Source organism: Rhodopirellula sp. UBA1907, from assembly GCF_002337565.1.
GTDB lineage: Bacteria > Planctomycetota > Planctomycetia > Pirellulales > Pirellulaceae > Rhodopirellula > Rhodopirellula europaea.
Genome location: NZ_DDGH01000031.1, coordinates 26,245 through 50,606 on the forward strand (window position 1 = coordinate 26,245; position 24,362 = coordinate 50,606).

At 56.6% G+C, this 24,362-nt stretch carries 21 protein-coding genes; 10 read left to right on the forward strand and 11 right to left on the reverse strand.

The features are described from left to right. From B2R17_RS06670 to hpf, 7 genes are all read right to left on the reverse strand, one after another. On the reverse strand, positions 1-692 hold a 692-nt coding region (locus B2R17_RS06670), incomplete at its 3' end, for a sulfatase-like hydrolase/transferase (RefSeq protein WP_286763359.1). A 5-nt stretch (positions 693-697) separates the two neighbouring features. Next, the gene (locus tag B2R17_RS06675) at positions 698-2,302 is read right to left on the reverse strand and encodes an Rne/Rng family ribonuclease (RefSeq protein ID WP_007328924.1); all 1,605 of its coding nucleotides are present in this window, start codon (positions 2,300-2,302) and stop codon (positions 698-700) included. Positions 2,303-2,413: 111 nt separating this feature from the next. Next, positions 2,414-3,115 (reverse strand): TIGR03936 family radical SAM-associated protein, encoded by a 702-nt coding sequence (locus B2R17_RS06680; protein WP_286763360.1) that lies wholly within the window; start codon positions 3,113-3,115, stop codon positions 2,414-2,416. Continuing rightward, positions 3,112-4,932, reverse strand: coding sequence for a phosphoenolpyruvate--protein phosphotransferase (ptsP, locus tag B2R17_RS06685; protein WP_008671752.1), 1,821 nt, complete (start codon positions 4,930-4,932; stop codon positions 3,112-3,114). The genes B2R17_RS06680 and ptsP overlap by 4 nt, the downstream gene beginning before the upstream one ends. Positions 4,933-5,292: 360 nt before the next feature. Further along, positions 5,293-5,640 carry an HPr family phosphocarrier protein gene (locus B2R17_RS06690; protein ID WP_007332233.1) on the reverse strand — a complete coding sequence of 116 codons (348 nt, stop codon included), beginning with the start codon at positions 5,638-5,640 and terminating at the stop codon, positions 5,293-5,295. 139 nt (positions 5,641-5,779) lie between these two features. Further along, complete coding sequence (locus B2R17_RS06695) at positions 5,780-6,259, reverse strand: PTS sugar transporter subunit IIA (protein ID WP_007328918.1); 480 nt, start codon at positions 6,257-6,259, stop codon at positions 5,780-5,782. A gap of 84 nt (positions 6,260-6,343) precedes the next feature. Then, positions 6,344-6,685, reverse strand: a complete 342-nt coding sequence (hpf, locus tag B2R17_RS06700) for a ribosome hibernation-promoting factor, HPF/YfiA family (protein WP_007328917.1) — start codon at positions 6,683-6,685, stop codon at positions 6,344-6,346. A 260-nt stretch (positions 6,686-6,945) separates the two neighbouring features. Between hpf and B2R17_RS06705 the strand changes: the two genes are divergently transcribed. The 8 genes from B2R17_RS06705 (at position 6,946) to B2R17_RS06740 (ending at position 15,806) form a co-directional block, all read left to right on the forward strand. Further along, the gene (locus B2R17_RS06705; protein WP_007328915.1) at positions 6,946-7,236 is read left to right on the forward strand and encodes a hypothetical protein; all 291 of its coding nucleotides are present in this window, start codon (positions 6,946-6,948) and stop codon (positions 7,234-7,236) included. 104 nt (positions 7,237-7,340) lie between these two features. Continuing rightward, on the forward strand, positions 7,341-8,351 hold the full coding sequence (locus tag B2R17_RS06710; RefSeq protein ID WP_286763397.1) for an agmatine deiminase family protein: 1,011 nt from the start codon (positions 7,341-7,343) through the stop codon (positions 8,349-8,351). Between the two features lie 539 nt (positions 8,352-8,890). Next, positions 8,891-10,657 (forward strand): hypothetical protein, encoded by a 1,767-nt coding sequence (locus B2R17_RS06715; RefSeq protein WP_286763361.1) that lies wholly within the window; start codon positions 8,891-8,893, stop codon positions 10,655-10,657. Positions 10,658-10,744: 87 nt separating this feature from the next. Continuing rightward, a complete protein-coding gene (locus tag B2R17_RS06720; RefSeq protein ID WP_008671771.1) occupies positions 10,745-11,662 on the forward strand; it encodes a sugar phosphate isomerase/epimerase family protein in 918 nt (305 codons plus the stop codon). Between the two features lie 21 nt (positions 11,663-11,683). Further along, positions 11,684-12,067, forward strand: coding sequence for a group I truncated hemoglobin (locus tag B2R17_RS06725; RefSeq protein ID WP_008671772.1), 384 nt, complete (start codon positions 11,684-11,686; stop codon positions 12,065-12,067). Between the two features lie 132 nt (positions 12,068-12,199). Continuing rightward, a complete protein-coding gene (gene gpmI, locus B2R17_RS06730; RefSeq protein ID WP_339887424.1) occupies positions 12,200-13,831 on the forward strand; it encodes a 2,3-bisphosphoglycerate-independent phosphoglycerate mutase in 1,632 nt (543 codons plus the stop codon). Continuing rightward, a complete protein-coding gene (locus B2R17_RS06735) occupies positions 13,831-15,150 on the forward strand; it encodes a glycosyltransferase family 87 protein (protein WP_286763363.1) in 1,320 nt (439 codons plus the stop codon). The genes gpmI and B2R17_RS06735 overlap by 1 nt, the downstream gene beginning before the upstream one ends. A gap of 83 nt (positions 15,151-15,233) precedes the next feature. Then, on the forward strand, positions 15,234-15,806 hold the full coding sequence (locus B2R17_RS06740; protein WP_286763364.1) for a hypothetical protein: 573 nt from the start codon (positions 15,234-15,236) through the stop codon (positions 15,804-15,806). Positions 15,807-15,959: 153 nt separating this feature from the next. On the opposite strand, the gene B2R17_RS06745 is transcribed toward B2R17_RS06740, so the two are convergent. From B2R17_RS06745 to B2R17_RS06760, 4 genes are all read right to left on the reverse strand, one after another. Continuing rightward, a complete protein-coding gene (locus tag B2R17_RS06745) occupies positions 15,960-16,961 on the reverse strand; it encodes an NAD-dependent epimerase/dehydratase family protein (RefSeq protein WP_286763365.1) in 1,002 nt (333 codons plus the stop codon). Positions 16,962-17,070: 109 nt separating this feature from the next. After that, entirely contained in the window at positions 17,071-18,423 is a 1,353-nt protein-coding gene (gene accC, locus B2R17_RS06750; RefSeq protein WP_008671787.1) for an acetyl-CoA carboxylase biotin carboxylase subunit, read from the reverse strand. Positions 18,424-18,426: 3 nt separating this feature from the next. After that, complete coding sequence (gene accB / locus B2R17_RS06755) at positions 18,427-18,930, reverse strand: acetyl-CoA carboxylase biotin carboxyl carrier protein (RefSeq protein ID WP_008661645.1); 504 nt, start codon at positions 18,928-18,930, stop codon at positions 18,427-18,429. Between the two features lie 91 nt (positions 18,931-19,021). Beyond that, positions 19,022-20,128 (reverse strand): M24 family metallopeptidase, encoded by a 1,107-nt coding sequence (locus tag B2R17_RS06760; RefSeq protein ID WP_286763366.1) that lies wholly within the window; start codon positions 20,126-20,128, stop codon positions 19,022-19,024. A gap of 221 nt (positions 20,129-20,349) precedes the next feature. Here B2R17_RS06760 and alaS point away from each other — a divergent pair, with 221 nt between their 5' ends. Both alaS and B2R17_RS06770 read left to right on the forward strand, forming a co-directional pair. Then, a complete protein-coding gene (gene alaS, locus B2R17_RS06765) occupies positions 20,350-23,187 on the forward strand; it encodes an alanine--tRNA ligase (RefSeq protein ID WP_286763367.1) in 2,838 nt (945 codons plus the stop codon). Positions 23,188-23,253: 66 nt separating this feature from the next. Beyond that, positions 23,254-24,291: a nucleoside monophosphate kinase gene (locus B2R17_RS06770; protein WP_286763368.1), complete on the forward strand. Its 1,038-nt coding sequence runs from the start codon at positions 23,254-23,256 to the stop codon at positions 24,289-24,291. Positions 24,292-24,362 lie beyond the last annotated feature (71 nt).

The window sequence follows — 24,362 nt, forward strand, 5'->3', positions numbered from 1 at the left end:
TCGGCGGGGACGAAATCCGCATGCACCGCTTTGTGGCTGACATACAAAAAGAACGGTTTGTCAGCATCACGACTCTTCAACCAATCGAGCGAATATTCGGTCAATTCATCCGTGATGTAGCCGCGTTGTGGAACGCGTTTTCCATTGACGTTGAAACCATCGTATGTGGTTTGTGGGACTTCGCGAGTCGTCCCGTGACCATCGGGCCAATACGTTCCTTGTCCACGGAACGAGACCCAGTGGTCAAAGCCACGTTGTGGGTCGTCGATGTCGCCACCCATGTGCCATTTGCCGATGAACGCGGTTTGGTAACCGGCGTCTTGCAATGACTCGGGGAAGAAAACCAAGTTTGGGTCCACGGCATGATAGTTGTCGACCACGCGATGATTGTGGGCATACTGCCCGGTCAAAATTGATGCGCGACTGGGGGAACACAGCGACGTCGTCACATAGGCTCGGCGGAGCATTGCGCCGTCGCGAGCCATCGTGTCGAGATGAGGCGTTTCCAAAAACGGATGCCCCGCGACGCCAAGACAATCAAATCGATGGTCATCACAAAGGATGAACAGGATGTTGGGCGGAGAATCGTTCGCCGTTGTGTGGGTTGGGACGACCCAGGCGGCGACCAGTAGCGAAAAGAGCCCAACCACGAAACGGATTCGCGATTGGGCTTCGTTGACATCAATTTGCATTGGGTTCAGGAGTCGATTTCGACGCGTTCACCGTGTTCATCACGGCAATCCACTTCCAGGTGTTCCGGGAACAATCCTTCGCTGCCGAGAATTTGAACGGTCATGTTACCGCATTCTTCCATCTCGCTGACTGTTCGGCGTTTCTTGTTGTTCAAGAATGCAGAAACCTCATCGTTGACGCGGACGGTGACTCGAACGATGTGTTTGTTCTTCACCGCCAACGCCAGCATGCGGACGACTTCGATCGACATGCTTTCGGGCGTCTTGACCAGTCCCCGGCCTTCGCAGCATGGGCAGTCCTTGTAGATGCTGCGTTTCAGGCTGGGGCGAATCCGCTGGCGAGTCATTTCGATCAAGCCAAACGGGCTGGTTCGAAGGATCTTTGTGCGGGCACGGTCGTTTGCCATCGCGTCGCGAAGAACGCGTTCGACTTTGCGACGATAGCTTTCTTTTCGCATGTCGATGAAGTCATTGACGATCACGCCGCCCAAGTCACGCAAGCGAAGCTGACGTGCGATTTCCTTGGCCGCAGCAATGTTCAGACGGAACGCGTTTTCTTCCGCCGATGCGTTGCCGCGGAAGTTGCCGCTGTTGACGTCGATGGCCACCAAGGCTTCCGTCGGGTCGATCACGATGGATCCGCCGTCGGGCAACGCAACTTGGCGTTGGTTGATCTTCACGATCTCCTCTTCCAAATTGTATTTGTGGAATAGAGGTCCGGGCCCGTCGTAGTATTTCAAACGATCGACGACGCGAGGCATGACCATCTTCAAGAAGTCACGAGCCTTTTCGTAGGACTCTTTCTGGTCGATCAAAATGTGATCGATGTCATCGCTGTAGATATCGCGAATGGTGCGAATGATCAGGTCGCTTTCTTCGTAGATCTCGCCAGGTTCAGTCGTGTTTTCGACGCGGCGAACAATCGCTTTCCACAATCGCAACAAGTAGTCCATGTCGCGTTGCAGTTCGTCTTCGCTGCGGCCGGCACCGGCGGTGCGGACGATGAAGCCGAGACCCTTGGGTGGGCTGAGCGACAGCAAGCACTTTTTCAGACGCTTGCGATCGTCTTCGTCTTCGATCTTGCGGCTGACGCCAACGCGTGACAGCGCGGGCATGAGAACGAGGTAACGACCGGGGATCGAGATGTAGGTGCTTAGCGTGGGGCCTTTGTTGCCAATGCCTTCCTTGATGACCTGCACCAAGACTTCGTCACCGCGTTTGAAGATCTCTTGGATCGGTGGTTTGTTGCGAGGGCGTCCGCCTTTGAACACACGCGTGCTGCCGCGACCTGATTCGCGATTTCGTTGAGCAGCCGCTTCGGCCATCTCGTCCGATTCCCGCATGATTTCTTCGGGATCGTAACCGCCTTGGCGGAAGTATTGCGGCTCGATGTCGCTGATGTGCAAGAAGCCGTTGCGGCCCACGCCAAAGTCGACAAACGCCGCTTGGATGCTGGGTTCGAGATTGACAATCTTGCCGCGATAAATGTTGCCGGAGTAATTCTCAACGCTCTTCCGTTCGACGTATAGCTCTTCGAGTCGATTGTTCTCGACCACAGCGATACGGCTTTCTTCGGGCTGAAGCACGTTGATCAGCATTTCACGTTTCATCTAAGTCACCTTTTCTTCGGTGTGAAATCGGCTTGATGTGATTGCCAACAAGGACATTCAAATGGACGCCGACGTTACGAAAGTATATGGGTGCTCCTGAATCAGGAGCGTTTAATTCGGGTTCGGCCCTTTGAGTTCAACGCCGGTGCGAACAATCGTCGCGCCGCGTTCGGGCCAGTCGCTCAGGTCCAATAGATCGAGCAAGTCCTGTATCTTCAGGGACGCTCCATCGGCTAAGACCATGCGGGCGAAAAGTTGGTTGTCTTGCAGTTCAATCGTGGGCAAATGTTCTTTCACGATTGCGGTGACCGTCTTGCCTTTGCGTTCGACGGAGACCGATTCTTTTTGTTTCAGAGCTTCGATGTTTTGATTGACTTGTTCGCGTTTGGATTCGTCCCAGTCATCAGGGAACGACACGGTGTATTCGGTTGCCTTGATGCGAGCTTTCTTCACGCCTTCCGGGATCTTTTCGACCGAATGAATCGTGAGGCCGGGTTGCTCGTCGCCTCTTAGACGCTGCAGCAATTCGTCGGCTTCGAGGTCTTCGCACAAATCGATCTCGGCCACTTCGTCGAGGCTTTCAATCCCAAGTGGCAACGCCGAGGGGAATGCGATTCGAGGCGTCGGGTGAAAGCCTTCGGTCATCGACAAGGGCAGGGCGACTCGGCGTGCAACACGTTCGAACAACAGGGCCAAGTCGCGGTGGCTGATCCAACGGAGCAAACCGGTCTTCGCGAAACGAACGCGATAGCGAACCCGCAGTTGATCGGCGGGGTGCAGATTGGGTGATTGCCGAGAAGGCCGCGTTCTCATTGCATCACCAATTCAGGAGCCAAGTCGGACAGGCGATCCAGCAAATACAGGTCGACGTCGCGAGCGGCTTCTAGTTTCATCACGCGTTCGGCGATCGCTTTGCATTGATCGATTGAAACGTTGCGGATGACTTTTTTCACTCGAGGCAGCGCCGACGGCGGCACGCTGAGATTGCGAACGCCCATGCCGAGCAATAACAGAGCACGACCGGGGTTACTGCTCATCTCACCGCAGACACTCACGGGCGTTTGGCTCTTTGCCGCCACATCGATGCTGTGCTGAATCAGTCGCAGCACCGCGGGGTCGCTCGATTGGTAGAGGTCCGCCACGTATTCGTTACTTCGGTCGACAGCCAATGTGTATTGGGCCAAATCGTTGGTGCCGATGCTGAAGAAATCGACTTCGCTGGCGAAGTGTTCCAGCATCATCACCGCGGCGGGAACTTCGACCATCATTCCAACGGGCAGATCGCTGCGATACGGCAGGCCAGATTCCTGCAGGTCCTCAGCGACAACATTCAGCAGCATGCGTGCCTGTCGAAGTTCGTTGATGGTTGTGATCAACGGGAACATCACGCGAACGTCACCGTGCACGGCAGCTCGTAGAACAGCACGAAGCTGTGGCCGGAACACGTCGAGGTTGCGAAGGGACAAGCGGATGCTTCGCAGTCCCAAGAACGGATTGTTTTCGCGATGAGCCATGTTGCCACGGCCCATTTTGTCCGCACCCAGGTCGAGCGTCCGGATGACGACCGGGCGACCGTCCATCTTTTGAACGACTTCGGAGTATGCCTGGTAATGGTCTTCCTCCGACGGTTCGTCATCGGAAGACAAGTACAAGAATTCAGTTCGATAAAGACCGATCCCATCCGCACCGCGATCGAGGCAGGCCGCGGTCTCGTGGGGGAATTCGATATTCGCGTTGAGTTGAATGCGAACGCCGTCCGTCGTTTCCGCCGGAAGTTGACTGAGTTCCGCGAGCCGCACGGCCAGAGAACGTCGATACTCCGCTCTTTCACGGTAGTTTTCCAGGACGTCGTCGTCTGGATCGACAATCAACTTGCCGCGGTCACCGTCGACGATCACGCAGTTGGAGCCGGCGATCTGATGCAGGAAATCACCAATGCCGACCACGGCTGGGATTTCGAGGCCTTTTGCCACGATCGCGGTGTGGCCACCGGGTCCGCCAGTTTCGGTGCAGAAGCCTTTGACAAATCGCCGGTCGAGATTGGCTGTTTCGCTGGGCGTCAGCATGTGCGAAAGCACGATGACTGGTTCGCTGAGGTCCGACAGGGGTTGGCGAGTGACAGCGCCGAGTTGCATCAGCAATTGTCGCTCGATGTCCAGCACGTCTTGAGCTCGATCGGCCAGCAACGGGTTGTCGAGTCGTCGAAGAGCCGAGGCGTAATTGTGGAGCACTCCGCTAACCGCGAACGCGGCTGATTGGCGATCTTCACCGATCCGGCGCTGCAATTCCGAGTGCAGCCGCGGGTCGTGCAGCATCTGCAATTGGGCCGCGAAGATGTCACCGGTGGAACGACCAGCGGTGGCGGTGGTCTCCAGCCGGCTGTGTTCCAAGTGGGCGCTGACCAAGTCGACCGCAGTATGCAGACGCGCGAACTCATCCTCGACGTCAGACGCCGGGACGATGCAACGCGGGATGCGGTATCCGTCAGCGTCCAGCACGAGAGCTGGGCCGATGGCGACACCCGGTGACACGGGAATGCCTTGCAATTCAAGCATCATGCTTCGATGCCGAATGACTCGATCCGATTGGTTTCTTCTTGTGCGTTCAGCGGTCAGGAATGTGCCAGGCACAAACCAAGTTTTCCAACCAACTGATCTTCGCTCGCCGTGTGGCGGTTTCTTTGCCACCCACATGAAATGTCAGATCGTATGAATGGTCAGGCCGTGTGAATTCCGGGCAGTGGACATCGCTGGGTAGCGATCGATTCCGCAACGCCAAATTCATGCAGCCCGCCGTTTCAAAACGATTGGGATGTGGCGACACCGAAAGCGATCAACGAAGTCGCCGGGTTCGGGCGAGTGGTGAGCGTTTTCGGTTTGTGGCTTCGTGACGAAGCTTCGGTGTTGGTTGTTTGAAAGGCTGTCTAAACGCGAACCGGCACCACCGGGCAATGGGAAACAAGGATCGGGAAAAACGACATTTGGATCTCTCTACGAGGGTGATTGGTCGGGAGAATCGCTGGTGCCGCCGGCCGAACAGGCAGGCGAACCAGAGTTCTCGTCAAGTTCGTGAAAACCGAGGTCAAACAAACGACCGACGGCTTCGAGGGCTTGTTCGGCGTCTTGTCCTTGAGCGGAAACCGTCAAGTCGGTTCCTTCGGTCGCACCGAGTGTCAACAGAGACAGGATGCTACGGCAGTCCACCTTTTCAGATCCCTTTTGCAGGAAGATCTGGCATTGGAATTCCGACGCACATCGAACCAGCAAATCGGCTGGCCGGGCGTGCAAACCTTGGCGATTGACGACACGAACAGAACGCTCGTGTATTGGGGCACTCATGCGATCACCGCGGTGCGGGTGACAGTGGAATCAACATTGCAAACGGCAGTTGGAAGCGCAGGACCGATGAAAAACGGTGTGGGCTCGGTACTGCCTGATTGTTTGTTCATGTTGAAGGATTGTTTCAGCAGGAAAGCGTTCAACCGGCGGCAAATTGGTTGTCGTCGGCTTCTTGCAGCAGTTGTTGGATGTCGTCGGCAGTCTTGCTCTGTTTGAGGAAGCGGCAGAACGATTCGTCACGCAGTTGGCGAGAAATGTTCTCGAGAGCACGCAGGTGATCGCCGGGGCGTTCGGGCGGGCTGATCAAGAGGAAGAAAAGTTGAACACGTTCACCGTCGAGCGAGTCGAAATCGACTCCTTGCTCGCTGACACCCACGGTGCCAACCAGTTGCTGAACGCTGGGGTGTTTGGTGTGAGGGACGGCGACGCCACGGCCGATGCCGGTGCTGCCGAGTTCTTCCCGCTTCATGATCGCAGCGACGATATCGTCACGCTGGTCAGCGGAAATTTCGCCAGCATCAAGAAGCGACTGGACCAGTTCGTCGATCACCGCTTCTTTGGTTGTGGCGGTCAATTCGGCGCGGATTGCGCCGGTTTTTACAAAGTCGGAGAACTTCATGGAACAAATTGTCTGAAATGCGAATGAATGGAAGCGTTTAGTTGAAATGCCGGCACGGATTCGCAACGAGGACGGGCCGAGGGCTCATTCGTCGTTGGTGTCGACGCTTTCGATGTGTTTGTGGGCGGTGGCGCGATGTTCTGTCTTTTTCTCTTTCAGCTTCCGCAACTGTTGTTCAGCTTTGGGGATGGCGGAGTCCAAAGCAGCGATGACCGTGGTCGCTTCGGCGTGCGCGATCAAATCATCAGAATGCTCGACGGAAATGCGAAATTCGACGTGAGGTTTGTCGAGATTTTCGAGGTCGATTGTGACGTCGATCGCATTCACTCGATCATAAAGACGTCGCAGTTTGAGGGCCTTTTCTTCGACCAATGCTTGGTCGCCGGGTTGCAATGCCCCGTGACGGGCGGAAACGTTCACCTGCATGCTCAACCTCTTGCTGTTTACTATTTGAGATTCGTGCGACCGAACCGGAAGGCCAATGTTAGCCGTGTCGGGCCCGTCGTCCACAAATCCAAGCGTAGCCGACTTTGTCGTACGCGAACAGCGATCCTTTTGGGCAATTTTTCACATTGCTTGCCGCTTTAGACGCTAGCCCCGTGACAAAACGCTGGTGAATGGATACGCTTCGCAGTTCGTCCATTGGTTTTTGATTGTCCACCCTCCAACCCCCACAGCTCTGATTTATGGCTCGAAAGGTCATCAGCCGTCAGGAAAAAGCTGCCGAAGCAGAAGCCGCTGAAAAGTTGGCCGCTGAGGCCAAGCGAAAAAAAGCGTCCAGCCGGAAAACCAAGAAGGCGGCCGCCGATGTTCGCTTGCGTCTTTATTGGGGTGTCTTTAGTCAAAACTTGAAACGGGTCGCCGTTTTCGAGTTTGACCAGAAAGACGAGGCGCTCAAGCGTTCGGAAGAACTGAGCAAGGGAGGCAAGGCGCCTCACTTCGTTCAGAAGGTCAAAGAAGAGATCAAGGTCGAGTAAGGCAGTGGCGTTTGAACGTGCCCGATTCTTTATCTGCAGCTGGCGCGTCACCTCTTCGTAGCTACCGCTTTCCCGCCGAATGGGAGCCTTGCGAAGCTGTTTGGCTGGCTTGGCCGCACAACCGAGAGACCTGGCCGGGCCATTTTGAGCCTGTGCCGGCCGCTTTTGCTCGGTTTGTCCGTGCGATCCACGCGTCCACTCCCGTGCGAATTCTGGCGACCGGTTTGGTCGCAGAGGATTGTCGCAGGCATCTGCAGGAAGTTGGCTTGGTTGAGAGCGGTTCACTGCGAATCGTTGATATCCCGACCAATGACTGTTGGATTCGCGACTACGGTCCGACGTTCGTTTTCGGCCCTGATTGTGAGAAAATTGCCGTCGATTGGCGTTTCAACGCTTGGGGTGGAAAGTACGAGCCCTTTGATTCGGATGCGGCCGCAGGTGCGGAAATCGCGAAAATCGCTGGTTTAAAGCGTTTGGACGGCGGTTTGACCATGGAAGGCGGGGCGTTGGAGACCGACGGGGCAGGGCGGCTACTCGTGAATCCGGGGTGTCTGCTCGATCCGGCTCGCAATCCTGGCGTTTCGAAAGAGCAGGTTTCGCAGCGACTGAATCAATGTCTCGGCGTGGAAGAAATTGTGTGGATCGACGGCGGTGCTCCCGCGGGTGATGACACCGACGGCCACATCGATCAAATCGCACGGTTTTTGGATCTCGAAAACGTTGTTTGTGCGGTTGCCAGTTCCGAAGACGACGAGAACTACCCGGGTTTAGAGGCGAATTACCGGAAGTTGCGTCTGTGGTCGCGGCAAACGGATCCGGTGGTGACGATTCATCGTTTGCCGACTCCGCCACCCAGGAAAGTGGATGGCGCCGCGGTGCCGCAGAGCTACTGCAATTTCTTGCGGTTGGGAATGGATCGGATGTTGGTGCCAACGTTTCGATCGCCGGATAGCGATCAGCACGCTTTGGCGTTGCTTCGCGAATTGTGCCCCGGCGTTGAGGTTGTCGGGGTGGATTGCTTCGACATCGCTTGGGGGCTGGGTGCGTTGCACTGTGCCAGTTGCCACGAGCCGGCTGTCGTGAGGTCGTCCGCGGCCGAGGGATCTGACGGCTGAGTTGGTGCAGTTCTCTGTTCGCCCGGTTCATTGAGCGAGAAAGCTGGGGGGCGAGAAATTGGTTGAGCGATCCGCAGGATGGACGGGTTGGCGATCGATGACGCTGCGGATGGCGGTTTTCAGTTCGCCGGGGCTGTGAATTCGGTTCGAAACCTTCGAAATCGGGCTGGGGACGTTGATTCACCCTTGGGCGAAAATCGTCCGAACGTTATACCTAGCGGCTTGACAATCCGACGGATCGTCCATTGATGCCGCGCACGCCGCGATGCCTCGCCGCCCCATTGCAAAATTGCTCGAGAAAATTCGGGTACCACAGGGACACTCTTGTAGAGAAAAGGGTGTCAGAGATGGGGAGCGGAGCCCGATCAATCGATGTCGGTCGGCCCACGAACCGGTTTCCTGCACGCAGGCAGAGTCCACGCCGCGATTGAAGCCAGTTCAGATCATTGCACACTTTTTGTCGACGCCTAGCTAACGCATCCCGAGCCATTTTTGATCGGCTCCATCGATTCGCTGGTTGGCGTCGCATTGGAAACCACATGCCAGACAATTGGAATATCCTCGCGAGTTTGTTGGGGACACCCAAGCCGCCGGATCGCCCCGCCGCCAAAGTCGAACCTGAAAAACCTGCTGCTGAACCTGAGCCCGTCGCGGAATCCTGCGAATCGAAAGACAAGGAATCTGACGCAGCGCCAGAGCAAAAAGAAACTTCGGAAACCGCACCCAAGAAAGCCTCTGCTTTCTCGAGCGACGACGAAGGCGCCGATGACGTGCTGCAGGCACTCGCCGCCGTCAAGCCACCGCCGAAGTTGCCAGGTTTTGGCGTTGCCGATGAGGACGACGACGCAGACGAAGCCCCATCCGGATTTGGTGTGGCCGAAAACAAAATTTCCAAGCGAGAATCGCAGCTGAAAACGGGTGGAGACGAATCTCCCGCTTCCAAACGCGATCGCAAGCACCGTGGCAGCCCTGATCTGGGCGAGCCTCCACGCAAGAAAAGTGGCGGTGGCGGGTTCGCTAGCGGTTTGCTCGGTAGCGACGACTCAGATGACGAAGACACTTCTGATGTAGAAGCCTTCGATGATGAGTCCGATCTGATCGCATCCGATACCGTTGAAATCGCCGGTTGGGATGCAGATTCGGTCGACGAAACTGATTCGGTTGGCGAAGACGACCAAGCTCCCGCCGCAAAGTCCGGTCGAGATCGGAACGCGGGCGGCCGAGGACGTGGCGGACGCGGGCGACGAGGTCGTGACGCCGATGATTCACAGGACGACTCCGGTGAATCGAAGCCTTCGGAAACATCGTCGTCTCGCGGAGGTCGTGGTGGCCGGCGCGGTCAACGACAGAAAATGTCCGAATCGGACGTCGTGGTGGAAGCTCGTTCAGAATCGCCACGCGGTGACCGCGAAGAATCTGATTCCGATTCGTCTGAAACTCGCGGGCGTCGTCGACGTCGAGGTGGACGACGTGGTGAACGATCGGATTCCGATCGCGGTGCAGAAGATCGCCCGAAAGCAGATCGAACCGATTCGGATCGGTCCGGTTCGGAACGGCCAAAGTCCAAACGTGGTGAGCGAAGTCGTTCCGGTGGGCGTGAAGAGATTCGCGCCAAAGCTTGGGACGATTCCGATCTGGAATCCAACGACGATTCCTTCGCGGCCGACTTGTTCGTCGATGATGGCTCGGTTGATGAGCCCGTTGCGGACCGAGACTCCAAGCGATCGCAAGAAGATTCAGATGATGGCGAACCCCGAGCGGGCCGTCGACGTTCGCGTCGCGGTGGTCGTCGACGCGGCGGACGCGGACGCGAAGAGCGTGATTCTTCCGAAGTGAAGGCTCGCAGTGGTCGCGGTTCGGAATCCGACAAAGATGACGACTCGTTTGATGACGAGTTGCCACGATTCGCATTTGCCGATGATGACGATTCGGTCGATACCGAACCCGAAGAAGCGTCCAGCGAAAAAGAGCCTCGATCTCGAGGTCGTTCGCGATCTCGCGGTGGCCGTAATCGTGATCGGGACAATGACCGGGAACGCTCGGGCGGTTCTTCGCGAGATGGCGGTTCAGATCGTTCGAGTGGTTCAGAGCGTTCCGGCGGCTCAGCCCGCGATGGCGAGCGATCTTCGTCACGTGGACGTCGCGGCGAACGCAAGGATTCTCGCAAGAAAGATCCAGATGTTCCGACTTGGGACGAAATCGTCAATCAGATTGTCGACAGCAATTTGAAGGGCCGTAAGACTCAGCCTCCACGCGGAGGTCGCGGTCAATCAGGCGGCGGAAATTCTCGCGGCCGTCGTCGTTGATGCTGATTGCGGCGTTGGTCGCCGCATTCATTGTCCCAACCGTAAAACCATCCAAAACAAACCAAGCAAATCAATCAAGGAATCACCATGTTTAAAAACTTCTGTCCTTCCGCGCTCGGCATCAACGGTCGTCAAAGTGAGTTGATCGAACTGGCCCTGACCTACGCCTTCCGTGGCATGGACGTCGACATGCACGACATGCTTCGTCGTTCGCAACGGACTTCGTTTGACGACGCCTCGAAGTATCTGAAGGCGTCGGAAATCAAGATCGGCTCGTTCCAATTGGCAATCGATCTGGACTCGGACGATGACACTTTCACCGCAGCCGTTGCTCAACTGCACCCGCTCGGCGAAATCGCTCAGCAATTGGGTGCCGAGCGTGCGTTGATTCGCGTTCCCGCGGCAACGAATCGTTTGCCGTTCAATGAGTTTTTCGACGTCCAACGCAACCGTTTGGGACAAATCGCTGACGTCTTGGGACAACGCGAAATCAAGCTCGGAATTGGCTTCCGTGCCGGTGCTGAGTTGTTGGAAGGCAAAGAGTTCACCTTCGTCAACAACGTCGAAACTTTCCGTGCGTTGGTCGACGCCGTGCCAAACGAAAACGTTGGCTATGTCATCGATACCTGGGATTGGGTTGTCGGCGACGGTGCGATGGATCAGCTCAGCGAAATTTCGGGCGAAAAGATCGTTGCTCTGCGTCTCGGTTCCGTTCCTGAAGAAGCTGACTTGGCAACTGTTAAGTCGACCGATCGTTTGCTTCCTGAACTGAATGGCATGACCTTGGATCACGTGAAGGTCGTCAGCCACCTGAACGAGACCAACTTCAGCGGCCCGATGAGCCCCACGGCTTCGACGTCACAGTACAAAGGGCAGACTCGCGAATTCTTGGTGCAGAAGTCCCAAGAAGCCATCGATGGAATCTGCAAGGAAGCCGGCATGACCGTGGCTCCATTGCCCATGGATTTGATCGAAGACATTCCTTACGAACCGACCCCTATGTAATCTGACTGGAGATTTTCCATCATGAGTCAATCCGAACCCGACTTACTGGGCCAGCTCGGAGGAATGGATGGCGTCCGTCGTGTTGTCGACGAGATGTACGTTCGGGTTCTGGCGGATCCAGAGTTGACTCACTTCTTTGATGGAGTGCCGATCGAAAAGCTGGCGCGGATGCAAACCGAGTTCATCGCTTCGATCACTTCCGGAGACATTCAGTACACCGGCGCGGACCTGACCAAGGTTCATGCCGGCCGTGGAATCACCGGAGTCCATTTCTCCAAATTCTGTGGCCACTTGACCGATGCGTTGGAAGCTAACAACGTGTCGTCACATGCCATCGATCAAGTGCTCGGCAAATTGGCGATGTACAGTGACAAAATCACTGGTTCGTCAAACGTCGACGGCTAATTTGTCGTCGCCAAGCTTGATGCATTCATCGTTTGCGATTGGTTGATCCTGGCCCGTGTTGGTTCCTGCCGCACGGGGCTCCGATCCTTGGCGTGAACATTCGACTGGGATCGTTCCTGTTACGCACATTCTTTGGTTTTGACTTTCATGACTGCCACCCGTCGTCGTCCCGTTGTTTTGATCGTTCGTGATGGTTGGGGCCAAAATCCTGATCCAAAATGGAACGAGTCCAATGCCGTTCATTTGGCCAGCACGCCAGTGGATGACAAGCTGACTCAAGAGTATCCCAGTGTGCTGATTCATACGTCTGGTGAAGACGTTGGATTGCCCGCCGGTGTGATGGGGAACAGCGAAGTTGGTCACCAAAACATTGGTGCCGGACGGATCGTTGACCAAGAGGTCATGCGAATCACTCGAGCGATTCGGGACGAGTCGTTCTTCAGTAACCCGGTCGTCACCGGTGCGATCGAGCACGTCAAGAAAAATGGCGGGCGGCTGCATTTGTTGGGACTGATGTCCGATGGCCGAGTGCACAGCGATTTGCAGCACGGGATCGCCGTGATTGATCTGGCGAAACGGAACGGTTTGACGGGCGACCAATTGGCGATTCACGCAATCACTGATGGCCGTGACACATCGCCTCGTGGCGGATTGAAGTTTGTTTCGCAATTGACGGGCCACTGCGAAGCTTCTGGTGTCGGCGTCGTTGCTTCCGTGATCGGGCGTTTTTACGCCATGGACCGTGACCTTCGTTGGGAACGAGTCGAGGCAGCGTACAAGTTGATGACTCAGGGCACGGGGCAAACCTTCCCGAGTGCCAGTGCCGCAATTGAAAGCTATTACACGAATCCAACGGAAAGCAGCCGTGATGGCGACGAGTTCATCACCGCTTCGTCCATCGTCGCAGAAGGCGGATCGCCCATCACGGTTCTGCCTGGCGATGCTGTGTTGTTCATGAACTACCGTGGCGACCGTACACGCGAAATCACCAAGGCATTCACGTTCGACGATGCGGCATGGAAGGACATCCCCGGCGGCGGATTCGATCGTGGTGAGAAGATTGACAATTTGTATTTCGCGACGATGACGGGATACGAAACCGGGTTGCCAGTCGAAGTGATCTTCGAGAAGCCAGCCAAGATGCCGAACATCCTTGGCGAGTACGTTGCTTCCAAGGGACTGCACCAATTCCGTTGTGCGGAAACCGAGAAGTACCCGCACGTGACGTTCTTCTTCAACGACTATCGCGACAATCCTTTTGATGAAGAAGAGTGGGGCATGGCTCCTTCGCCACGCGATGTTTCCACCTACGATCAGAAGCCTGAGATGTCTGCCGAAGACATCACCGAAAAGGTGCTCGAGCAAATCAAATCAGGCATGTGCGACATGATCATCGTTAACTATGCCAACGGTGACATGGTCGGGCACACCGGTGTCTTGAACGCAGCGATCAAAGCGGTTGAAAAAGTGGATGCTTGTGTTGGCCGGGTCGTTGATGCGACGTTGGCTGCGGGCGGATCATTGGTTGTGACTGCTGACCACGGCAACTGCGAGCAAATGATCGATCCGGAAACCGGCGGGCCTCACACGGCGCACACGACTTATCAAGTTCCTTTGATCGTGGTGGATCCCGAGTTCGTTGGCAAACCGCTTCGCGAAGGTGGTCGTTTGGCTGACATCGCACCAACCGTTTTGGCTCTGATGGGTTTGGAAGTGCCGCCTGAAATGACCGGGCGTCCACTCATGGAAACACAGACCGCCTGATGTCGGCTGCCCCGCGGGAAGGTTGGACCGTCGGGAATCGAGCCGTCGCGATCATCGCTGCCACGTTATTGTCGGTGGGTTTGATTGCGACGTTCTCACGCATTGTCGTGGACTATCAGACGCCAGGCCCTTTTGATCCTGAGAATCAAGGGCTGTGTGATTTTCACAACGGAATCTATTTTCCAACGCGAGCGGTTTTGGCGGGGGAAAGTCCGTATAGCGATGCTTACGCCGCGAAGTATCCGGTCGCGCGACAGATCCCATTCTTTTCGCCAGTGATTCTGTTGATGCACGCGCCGCTGGCGTTGCTGCCGCTGCATGTTGGCGAAGTGTTGAATGTGATTCTGCAGTTGTTTCTGCTGGCGGCGATAGCAATTTTGGTGGCTCGTGAAGCGGGGTACCCAAAGCGATATGATGCGGTGCTCTGCATTGCCATGGCGATGGTTTACAGCCGCGGTGGTCACATCACATTGTTCAACGGCTACTTCACTTTTCAGTTGGTGTTGGCAACGTTTTTGTCAGTCGTTTGGGCTGATCGCCGACCTGTTCGGGCGGCGTTTGCGTTGTTGGTGGTCTCGGCCAAGCCAACTTATATCTTGCCGCTTGGGTTCCTGATGCTTGCTCGCGGCAATTGGCGAGCATTGATCATCGGTGCTGTGTTCAGCATCGCTGGCGCCGCGTTGCCGCTGGCTTGGGTTGCTTACCACGAAGGTGACGGCGACATCGCAGCAGGTGTTTCGATCCTGCAGCAGCAGATTGTCGACACGCAGGAAGTTCACCGTTCGATGGACGACGAGTCTCCCGTGTATTCTTGGACACGGCTTGATCTGTTTGCGATCATCGCGAAATGGCGAGGGGAAGACCCGGGGGATCTGCCGCATATTCTGGCGATGGCGGCGCTGTTGATTGTCCCGATGTGGGTTCTGTTTGTGCGAGCCCGACGGGGCGAGGACGACGGGATTGCTGGCGTGACCGGTGGCGTTTTGCTGACCGCTTTGTTGGTCAGTTTGTACCATCAGTCGTACGACTCGCTGCTGATGATCGCTCCCGTTGCCGGGGCTTGGATGGCGAGGCTGGACGGTTGGGCGAGTGTCTCGCCTAAACTTCGTTGGGTTTTGTGCGCCTTGATGGCGTTTCCGGCACTCAATTATTTGTCGACGCGAACGTTCTTGTTGCGGTTCGAATTGACCGAGGTCATGGTGAGAATCTTCACCAGCCTCAATGGGGTTTGCTTGGCGATTTCGTTGGTGATCCTGTGTTGGATCGCGTTTCGAAAGCAAGCCGACGAAAAGAATCAGGTCAGCGGAAACGCCGAGTGAGCTAGATTGGGAAGGAACTTTGGGGGATCGCGTTCGTCCAAAGTTTGTTCATTGAACATCCCCCATTGTTGAGGTTCCCTCAAATGCTCGACCGATTTCTTCCGTGCGTTCACACGCGTTTTGCTCCGCTTGTTCTCGCCGCGGCTCTGGCTGCACTGTTTTCCGCGATGGACGCCCAAGAAGTAGTTGCACAGCAGCAGGTTGCCGCTGGTCCATCGGGTCCAATCAAGGATGTTTCTTTTCAGGCGTTGTGGTTGATCGAATCCGACGACGCGAACCGGATCGAATATGCGGGGCCCGCGCGCGAGGCATTGTCGACCGTTGGATTTGGCCGATTGGTTCCTGCGGGCAGCGCGATGGCATCCGTCACCGTTGGATTGGACGCTCGTGTGGACGGTGGCTCTCGCTACGGTCAATTGCAGTGCCAGGTCCGGTTTCTAAACACGACGGAGTCGGGTGAAGTTCAGGCTCAGGTTGAGTTCCGGACGCAGCCACAATCGGGCATGACCATCGCGACCACCGTCAGAGCCCCGGTTGGAAAGTGGTTCCTTGTCGGGGCTGCTGACTCACGAACGGGATTGCCCACTCACGCTGATGATGGCAAGCGAGCCGTGATGATCATGAAGGTGACCAAGGATGTGATCACCCTGGAGTGATCGCTGTCTTGGACCAAGGTGTTCGCTTGGTTGGCGATTGAACGCAAGGACGCTAAGTCGCGGAGACGCGTGGCGTTGTTTGGAACTCTTTGCGAACTCGCGGCTTGGCGTCGTTTCGTTAGTAATCTTGCCGCGTCTCGGTGAATCGTCGGCTTAGTCGCCGAGGTGGTGCTGGCGGATCCAGTTGGCCGCGTCGGTGAGGCTTTCTTCGAAGGGGCGGATTTTGTAGTCGAGTTCGCTTTGGGCTCGCGAGCTGTCGTAGTAGTGCTGTTGGCTCGACATGCCCACGGCGGCGCTGTTGAAGTCAACTTCGTGTGGCAGCAGTTTGCCGACCACGTCGCCGGCGACTCCTGCGATCCATCGCTGAGCCGGTCCGGCTCGCATGATGGGCTGGCGGGCTCCCATCGCCTCGGTCATCGCCTTCCAAAGTTCGAGATACCGCATGTTGTGACCGGCCAAAATGTATTGTCGGCCCGATGGGATTTCGTTGGCAAGCAGCTTTTCCGCGGCGCGGATGGTGGCGGCGGCCACGTCGCGGGAATCGCAGGTGCTGTTGCCGCCTGAAGGCGAAAGCGGACGCCAGGCTTTGCTGACTTCCAGCAACATTCGCCCGCTGCTGGGTTTCCAATCCCAGGGACCGAGCATGAACCCCGGGTGAACCAAGACGGCTTTCAGGCCATCTTGGACGCCCTGCAAAACGACTTCATTGCCGGCTCGTTTGCTGAGGACGTAGCTGCACGGGATTTGCCCGCCGGCGTGGTCCAGCGGGGTGTCTTCGTTCGCCACGCCGTTGCGGTCCGCGATACCGAGCGTGTTGACGGTGCCAACGTGAACGAGTTTGCAATCGTGATGCAGGCAGGCATCGACGATGGTTTGAGTGCCGTCACGGTTAACGGCCATGCTGTCGTCGAGGCGTTTCCAACCCAGGTGGATCATGCCGGCGGAGTGAATGACCGCATCGCAGTCAGCAACCGCATTTTCGATCGCGGTCTTGTCCTGCAGATCGCCGTGAGCGAACTGAGTGTGGATGCCATCGAAGACTTGCGAGTCGGGTTCGCCTCGTACCAGCGCGATCAAGTCGTGACCGGCGCCCGACAGTTGGCGAAGGATCGTGTTGCCTAGCAAGCCAGTGCCGCCAGTCACAAAGACTCGCATGGTTATTCCTTGGGGGCCAACGGAATACAGTGTGGCAGAGTTTTAGCGGAACGGCGCAAGCCGTCCGGTGCCGTGAAACCGGAGGGCTCGCGCCCTGCCGCTAAGATTCTTAAGACGTTTGGCCTTTGTAGTTCCGGTCGACGAACTTGGTGTCCACCGTGCCGTTCACAAAGGCTTCGTTCTGCAGGATCCAGTTGTGGAATCCAACGGTCGTGGTGATTCCTTCGACCTGCAGTTCCTTCAAAGCACGCAGCATCGTCGCGATGGCTTGTTCTCGCGTGGGACGATGGACGATCAGTTTGCCGATCATCGAATCGTAGTAGGGCGGAACCACGTAGCCGGACTTCACATGCGAATCGAATCGAACGCCCATGCCGCCGGGCACAAACATCGACTCAATTTTGCCGGGACAAGGTTGGAAGTTCTTCGTTGGATCTTCCGCGTTGAGACGGCACTCGATCGCGTGGCCCGTGCATGTCAGTTCTTCTTGACGGAAGGACAGCGGCAGTCCCGCGGCGACGCGAATTTGTTCTTGGATCAGGTCGACGCCGGCCACCATTTCGGAGACCGGGTGTTCGACTTGGATCCGCGCGTTGACTTCGATGAAGTAGAAGTTGTAGTCCTTGTCGACGATGAACTCGACCGTTCCCGCACCAGCGTAGTCCGCACCGGCGATCATTCGCACAGCGGCGTCGCAGATCGCTTCGCGGCGGTCTTGCGGCAGGTCGGGGCTGGGGGCTTCTTCGACGAGTTTTTGGTGTCGTCGTTGGACGCTGCAGTCACGTTCGAACAGGTGGCAGACGTTGCCGTGCGTGTCCGCGATGACTTGGACTTCAATGTGACGTGGCTGCTGGATGAATTTCTCCAGGTACACGCCGCCGTTGCCGAAGGCTGCGATGGCTTCGTTGCGAGCCGCTTCGAGTTGGCTCTTGAGGACATCTTCGGTCTCGGCGACCCGCATGCCTTTGCCGCCACCACCGGCGGTGGCTTTGATCAGCACGGGGAACCCGATTTCTTTGGCGGTGTCGATGGCTCGGTCGAAGTCCGCGATCAACCCGTCACTGCCGGGAACGACGGGGACGTTTTGAGCGATCGCCATGGAGCGAGCGGTGTTCTTGTCGCCCAGTTTGTCCATCGCGGTTGGCGAGGGACCGATGAATTCGAAGCCGCTGCTTCGGCATTGCTCGTTGAATTGAGCGTTTTCCGCCAGGAAGCCGTAGCCGGGGTGGATGGCATCGACGCCAGCGACTTCTGCCGTGGCGATGATGCGATCGATTTTCAAGTAGCTGTCCGCACTGCGATTTGTCCCGACGCAGTAGGCATGGTCCGCCAGCTTGACGTGCATGGAGTCTTTGTCGGCTTCGCTGTAGACGGCGACCGACTCAATGCCCATTTCACGGCATGCGCGAATCACACGCAGCGCAATCTCGCCTCGGTTGGCGATCAAAATACGTTCGAACATGGATCAGCCGTCCACCTGGACGCGGAACAAAGGTTTGCCGAAATCGACGGCTTGTTGATCGCCGACGAGCACTTCAACGATCTTTCCGCGGCATTCGGCGGGAATTTCGTTGAAGACCTTCATGGCTTCGACGATGCACACCACGGTGTCTTCGCCGACGACATCACCGACCTGAACAAACGGTGGGGATTCTGGGTTGGCCTTGGAATAGAACGTGCCCACCATCGGCGAGTTGATCGTGATGGTGCCGGCCGTGTCGGCTGGAGCATCGCCACCGGACGCAGCAGCAGGAGCGGCGGCGGGTGCAGCGGGAGCGGCCGCGACAGGGGCTGCCGCAACGGGAGCGGGAATCATGGCCGGAGCCGTGCCGCCACGCGTCAATTTGATGCGATCATCGCCTTGTTGCAGGTCCACTTCGTTCAGTTCGTGTTGCTCCATCAACTCGACGATCTGGCGAATCCGATCGATGTCAAACACATCCCCGCCGTCGGGTGTTTCCGATTTCATACGAAGTCCGATACCTGCAAAGTCCAATGTTTTTCGAATCCAGATCGGACCCGATCAACCTTTTCTGATTGAAGATTAAGTTCGCAACGTTTTACACAACAAGACGACAATCATCGAGACCCTTCGGAAGGGTGCTCAGTCGTTCAAATCCATCGGCGGTGACGAGGATGTCATCTTCGATGCGAATCCCGAATTCTCCCTCGAAATACACGCCAGGTTCCACGGTGAGAACCATCCCTTCGCGGAGTACGTCGGTCGACATCGGACCCATGCGTGGATCCTCGTGAATTTCCAAGCCAAAACTGTGTCCGAGGCCGTGTTTGAAGGCGTCGCCCAAGCCCGCTTTTTGAAGGACCTGGCGAGCTGCCCGGTCGACTTCAATGGCTTCCACGCCATCTCGAATGGCTGAAATCGCGGCTTCTTGGGATTCCAAAACCGCTTGGTAGGCGGCTTCAAATCGATCGGAAGTTGCTGAACGCACGTCAGCTTTGTGCAGCGTTCGAGTCAAATCGCTGCAATACCCGTCGACGCGAGCCCCCCAGTCGATGAGCAAGGTGCGGCAATCCGCCAAAGCGATGTCGTGCGGACGATAGTGGGGCAGGGCACCATTGGGTTCGGCGCCCGCGATCACATCAAAGGCAACGCCGGAGGCCCCCAGGCTTCGCATGGTCGCTTCCAATTCGTGAGCGATTTGCAGTTCGGTGGTTTGCGGAGTCAGTTTGTTGGTGACGCTGAGAAAACTTCGCTCAGCAATCGAAATGGCTCGCCGGATCGTCGCCAATTCGTCGGCGTCTTTGATGGAACGCAGCGTTTCGACCAACCCGGATGTTTGAGTCCATTCCACGGACTCGATTTGTTCTTTCCACTGGTGCAGCGTGGAAACTTGCACGTGATCGGCCTCGAAACCGATTGTTTTCAGCGACGAATCAGCCAAATACTCGGCCAGCAAGGCCACCAAAGTCTGGCTGGGTGGCCGAATGGCACTTTCCAGAGTCGGGCATTCATCGGCGATTTGCGTTTCGTAGCGGCGATCGGACAACAAGGTGGCTTTGCCGTCGGGACGGACCAGCAACCAGGTGCTGTCTCCGGTGAATCCGCTGAGATATCGCACGTTGACTTCGCTGCAGATCAGAATCGCATCCATCTGCTGGTCCGATTCGGCGATGGATTGCACAAGTCGTTCAATACGCTGAGTCATGAAGTCGATATCCAGTGGTGAAGTTGAGTTGGCGTTTCGCGGCGGATCATTTCATCTGGCCAGAAAAGCTCGTCGGTAGCCATTTGGCGGCCGGCATTGTGGGCCGAAATTCGGCACCTGTCACCCGTTGGGCATCGACTGATATCATGCCGGCGATGGAACGCGAGTCCCCGTGGCTCAATCCCCGATCTCTTCCTTGTTGAATCCACCCGCACATCCTGATGAAAACTGACGAACTGCGCGAAAAATACTTGGCGTTCTTTGAGACCAAAGGTTGCGTCCGCCAACCCAGCGACGTGCTCGTTCCGGCTTGGGATCCATCGGTTTTGTTCACTCCCGCGGGGATGAACCAGTTCAAAGACCACTTCCTGGGAAAGGTCAAGCTGGACTTTACTCGCGCGACCACCTGTCAGAAATGCTTGCGAACTGGTGACATCGACAACGTCGGCCGGACCGCGTTCCACCACACGTTCTTTGAAATGTTGGGCAATTTCTCGTTCGGTGATTACTTCAAAGAAGAAGCCATCCACTGGGCTTGGGAATTTTTGACCGACAAGAAGTGGCTGGGCATTCCCGGCGAGCGACTGACGGTCACCGTTTACAAAGACGACGACGAAGCGTTCGGCATTTGGCACGACAAGATCGGATTGCCAACCCAACGCATCACTCGCATGGACGAAGACGAAAATTTCTGGCCCGCTTCGGCACCCAGCGAAGGCCCGGACGGAGTCTGCGGACCCTGCAGCGAAATCTATTACCAACTGGAAGACGGCAGTGACGTCGAAATTTGGAACTTGGTGTTCACCCAGTTCAATCGCGTCGGCACGCCTCCGGACAACTTGCATCCACTGCCCAGCAAGAACATCGACACCGGCATGGGGCTGGAACGAACCGCCAGCGTTCTGCAGGGAGTGCCGACCAACTTCCACATCGACAGTCTGTTCCCGATCGTCGAAGCGGCGTCGGAAGTCTGCGGCGTGAAGTACGAATACGAGAGCGACAACGGCAGACGTTTGCGTCGAATCACCGACCATACACGAGCCAGCGTTTTCGCAGTTCATGAAAACGTGTATCCCGGTCCCAAAGACGCTCGCTCGGTCATCCGCCGCTTGATCCGTCGCGCGGTGTTGGACGGTTATCAAATGAATCTCCGCGAGCCCTTCTTGTACAAGTTGGTCGAAGCCGTTGCGGATGCATCCAAAGCCGCTTATCCAGAACTCGGGCAAACGACTCAGCGTGTCAGCGAAGCGATCGAATCGGAAGAGAAAGCGTTCTTCTCAACGATTGATGGCGGCATGAAACGTATCCATCGTTTGTTCGAAGAAATGAACGACGAAGCATCCGTGATGGTTCCCGGTGCCGAAGCCGCTGATTTGCTGACCACGTATGGCGTGCCGCCTGAGTTGGTTCAAACGTTGGCCGCCGAGCAGAACTTCACGTTCGATTGGTCCGGTTTTCGCGAAGCGATGGACAAACACGCTGACGAAAGCGATGGCGGGCAACGTGTGCTGTTCCAAACCGGACCGCTGGAAACTCTGAAAGAGGCTTTGCGAGAAACGCCTTTTGTCGGTTACGAACAGACGGAAGCTAGCGCGGTCGTTAAAGGCATCATCACCGGCGACGGCAAAGGCAAGGGCGATGATGGGCAACTGCTCAGTCATCTCGATCGTCCTGGTGACGCGGTCTTGCGATTGGTGCTCGATCACTCGCCGTTTTACGGTGAATCGGGCGGCCAAGTTGGCGACATCGGCGTGATCTCCAACGACAACTTTGAATTCGAAGTCATCGACACTCAGCGACACGCTTCGCTGATCGTCCACCACGGTCGCTTGACTCGTGGCAAGATCAACGAAGGCGAAACGTGCACGGCAAAAGTGGATGTCGAGAACCGTACGGCGCTCGCACGAGCCCACAGTGCGACTCACATTCTGCACCACGCTTTGCACACGCATGTTGGACGGCACGCCGAGCAGCAGGGCAGCAAGGTCGAACCGGATCGCTTGCGATTTGACTTCACCAATCCCAAGGCCATCGACGACGAGACGCTGGTCAAGATCGAACAAGACGTTCTGGGCATGGTCGGCAAAGGCGATGAAATTCGCTGGGACACCGTGTCGCTCGCCGATGCTCGCGAAGCCGGTGCGATGATGTTGTTTGGTGAAAAGTATCCCGACCCATGTCGCATGGTTTCGATGGGAACATTCAGTCGCGAATTGTGTGGCGGGACTCACCTGACCAACACGAAACAAGTCGGCTCGTTTGAGGTTGTCGTCGAAGAAAGCGTTTCCACGGGGACTCGCCGCATCGAAGCTTTGACGGGCGATCGAGCCAAGGAGCACCGCGAACAAACTCAAGCGTTGCTGAACGAGGTGGCTGGCAAACTGAATTGCGATCCTTCGGTGGCTGCTGCGGCCACGGTTGCGTTGATCGAAGAAGTTCGCCGGCTGAAGAAAGAACTGTCATCTGGCAAAGCCGCCGACTATCCCGCCGAGTTTGTCTTTGATGCCAAGGCAGTTAAGGCGGAAACGACTGACATCAGCGACTACAACGCGGTGCGTGCTGCGGTTCGTGGTTTGACTCGTCGTTTGAACGTCGCGATCACCGATGTCCTCGGCCGTTTGGATTCGTTGTTGGCGGATCGATCGAAATTGGTTGAGCAACTAAAACAGGTGACTGCGGGTGGCAAAATTTCGGCGGACGATTTGATCGCCGACGGGATCCAGGTCGGCGACACCTTGCTGGTCGTCGCTGAAACTCCAGGTGCCAATCCGAACATCATGCGTGGTTGGATCGATCAGATTCGTAAGAAGAGCGACACGCCGACAGCGGTGTTGTTGGCTTCGGCGATGAACGACAAAGTCATGTTGGTCGGTGGATTGAGCCGAGATTTGGTCGATCGCGGATTGAAAGCAGGTGACTGGGTGGGTGCGGCAGCCAAAGTGGTTGGCGGCAGCGGCGGTGGACGGCCGGACATGGCCCAAGCCGGTGGCAAAGACGCCAGCAAGTTACCGGAAGCTCTCCAGCAAGCTCGCGAAACGATGACCGAGAAGCTGGGCTAATCGCACGCCTCTTGCTTGCCTTTCATTTCCTGCCACGGCCACCGAAGATGGGATGCTTTGCTCCTCATGAATGAATCCAACGAGTTGACTCCCAATACGTTCTATATCGAGGTGACCGGTGCGGGACTTCCCGAAGTGGACGGGCTCTTTGTGCCCTCCACGGCGCCGCCAGCCGAGTCGGAATCCGGCACTGTTTCCAGCTTGGGATATTGGAATGGCAAGATGGCGTGGGACCGTGCCGATGGAAAATGTGCCCGAAGCCCTGCGTTGTCTTATTCCAACACGTATCGGTCCTGGAGGATTTGTCGGTTGGATGGGCATCTCGCGTACGACATCACTTGCGAAGATGAGTTGCCGCCGACGGACCGGCCTTGGCATGTCTATAAGAAAGGCGTGGCTCCCGCACCCAAGGTTGTGATCCATCACTGCGATCCACGATTGCCATGCCCCAAACCCAACGTGGTGTTTGTGCTCGGCGGTCCCGGTGCTGGCAAAGGAACGATGTGCGAGTTGGCCGAGTCTCAACTGGGCTGGGTCCATCTGTCGACCGGCGACTTATTGCGTGCCGAACGCGAAGCCAATGGACCGCATGCGGCGACCATTGAGGAGATCATCGCGGCGGGGAATTTGGTTCCCAGCACGATCGTGGTGAAGTTGCTTCGGGACGCGATGGAAAAGACGACGCGGCTGACCGGCAATCGCAATTTCTTGCTCGATGGGTTTCCACGATCCGAGTCCAACCTGGAAGCGTGGTACGAGGTGTTTGGCCGCGATTCAGAGTTACCCAAGATGTTGTTCTTTGAATGCCCGTACGACGTTCTTGAAAAACGCGTTTTGGCACGGGCCAAGTACACCGGCCGGCAGGACGACAACCTTGAAAGTCTGAAGTCGAGGTTCGACACCTTCAAATCAGAAACGTTGCCGACGGTCGAGTTTTTCAAACGTCAGAACCGATGTGTTGAGTTGGACACCAGCCGGAGTCGTCAGGCTGTTTACGAGCAAGTCTGCCAGCAACTGTCCGAGCACACCGATTGCACGCTAGCAAACCAACCGTTGTCCGAGCGAGCCGAGATGCTGCTTGGGTTGAGACCCTTCCCGAATTGAAGTGACCTCCAAACCCGTCACACGGCGGTCCCCGCCGTGAATTCACTCCCGATCAGTGGCAGCCCACCGAG

Coding starts and splice junctions, on each gene's coding strand:
- B2R17_RS06675 (WP_007328924.1), bottom strand. CDS start 2,302: ATGAAACGTGAAATGCTGATCAACGTGCTTCAGCCCGAAGAAAGCCGT.
- B2R17_RS06680 (WP_286763360.1), bottom strand. CDS start 3,115: ATGAGAACGCGGCCTTCTCGGCAATCACCCAATCTGCACCCCGCCGAT.
- B2R17_RS06690 (WP_007332233.1), bottom strand. CDS start 5,640: ATGAGTGCCCCAATACACGAGCGTTCTGTTCGTGTCGTCAATCGCCAA.
- B2R17_RS06695 (WP_007328918.1), bottom strand. CDS start 6,259: ATGAAGTTCTCCGACTTTGTAAAAACCGGCGCAATCCGCGCCGAATTG.
- hpf (WP_007328917.1), bottom strand. CDS start 6,685: ATGCAGGTGAACGTTTCCGCCCGTCACGGGGCATTGCAACCCGGCGAC.
- B2R17_RS06705 (WP_007328915.1), top strand. CDS start 6,946: ATGGCTCGAAAGGTCATCAGCCGTCAGGAAAAAGCTGCCGAAGCAGAA.
- B2R17_RS06715 (WP_286763361.1), top strand. CDS start 8,891: ATGCCAGACAATTGGAATATCCTCGCGAGTTTGTTGGGGACACCCAAG.
- B2R17_RS06720 (WP_008671771.1), top strand. CDS start 10,745: ATGTTTAAAAACTTCTGTCCTTCCGCGCTCGGCATCAACGGTCGTCAA.
- B2R17_RS06725 (WP_008671772.1), top strand. CDS start 11,684: ATGAGTCAATCCGAACCCGACTTACTGGGCCAGCTCGGAGGAATGGAT.
- B2R17_RS06735 (WP_286763363.1), top strand. CDS start 13,831: ATGTCGGCTGCCCCGCGGGAAGGTTGGACCGTCGGGAATCGAGCCGTC.
- B2R17_RS06740 (WP_286763364.1), top strand. CDS start 15,234: ATGCTCGACCGATTTCTTCCGTGCGTTCACACGCGTTTTGCTCCGCTT.
- B2R17_RS06745 (WP_286763365.1), bottom strand. CDS start 16,961: ATGCGAGTCTTTGTGACTGGCGGCACTGGCTTGCTAGGCAACACGATC.
- accC (WP_008671787.1), bottom strand. CDS start 18,423: ATGTTCGAACGTATTTTGATCGCCAACCGAGGCGAGATTGCGCTGCGT.
- accB (WP_008661645.1), bottom strand. CDS start 18,930: ATGAAATCGGAAACACCCGACGGCGGGGATGTGTTTGACATCGATCGG.
- B2R17_RS06760 (WP_286763366.1), bottom strand. CDS start 20,128: ATGACTCAGCGTATTGAACGACTTGTGCAATCCATCGCCGAATCGGAC.
- alaS (WP_286763367.1), top strand. CDS start 20,350: ATGAAAACTGACGAACTGCGCGAAAAATACTTGGCGTTCTTTGAGACC.
- B2R17_RS06770 (WP_286763368.1), top strand. CDS start 23,254: ATGAATGAATCCAACGAGTTGACTCCCAATACGTTCTATATCGAGGTG.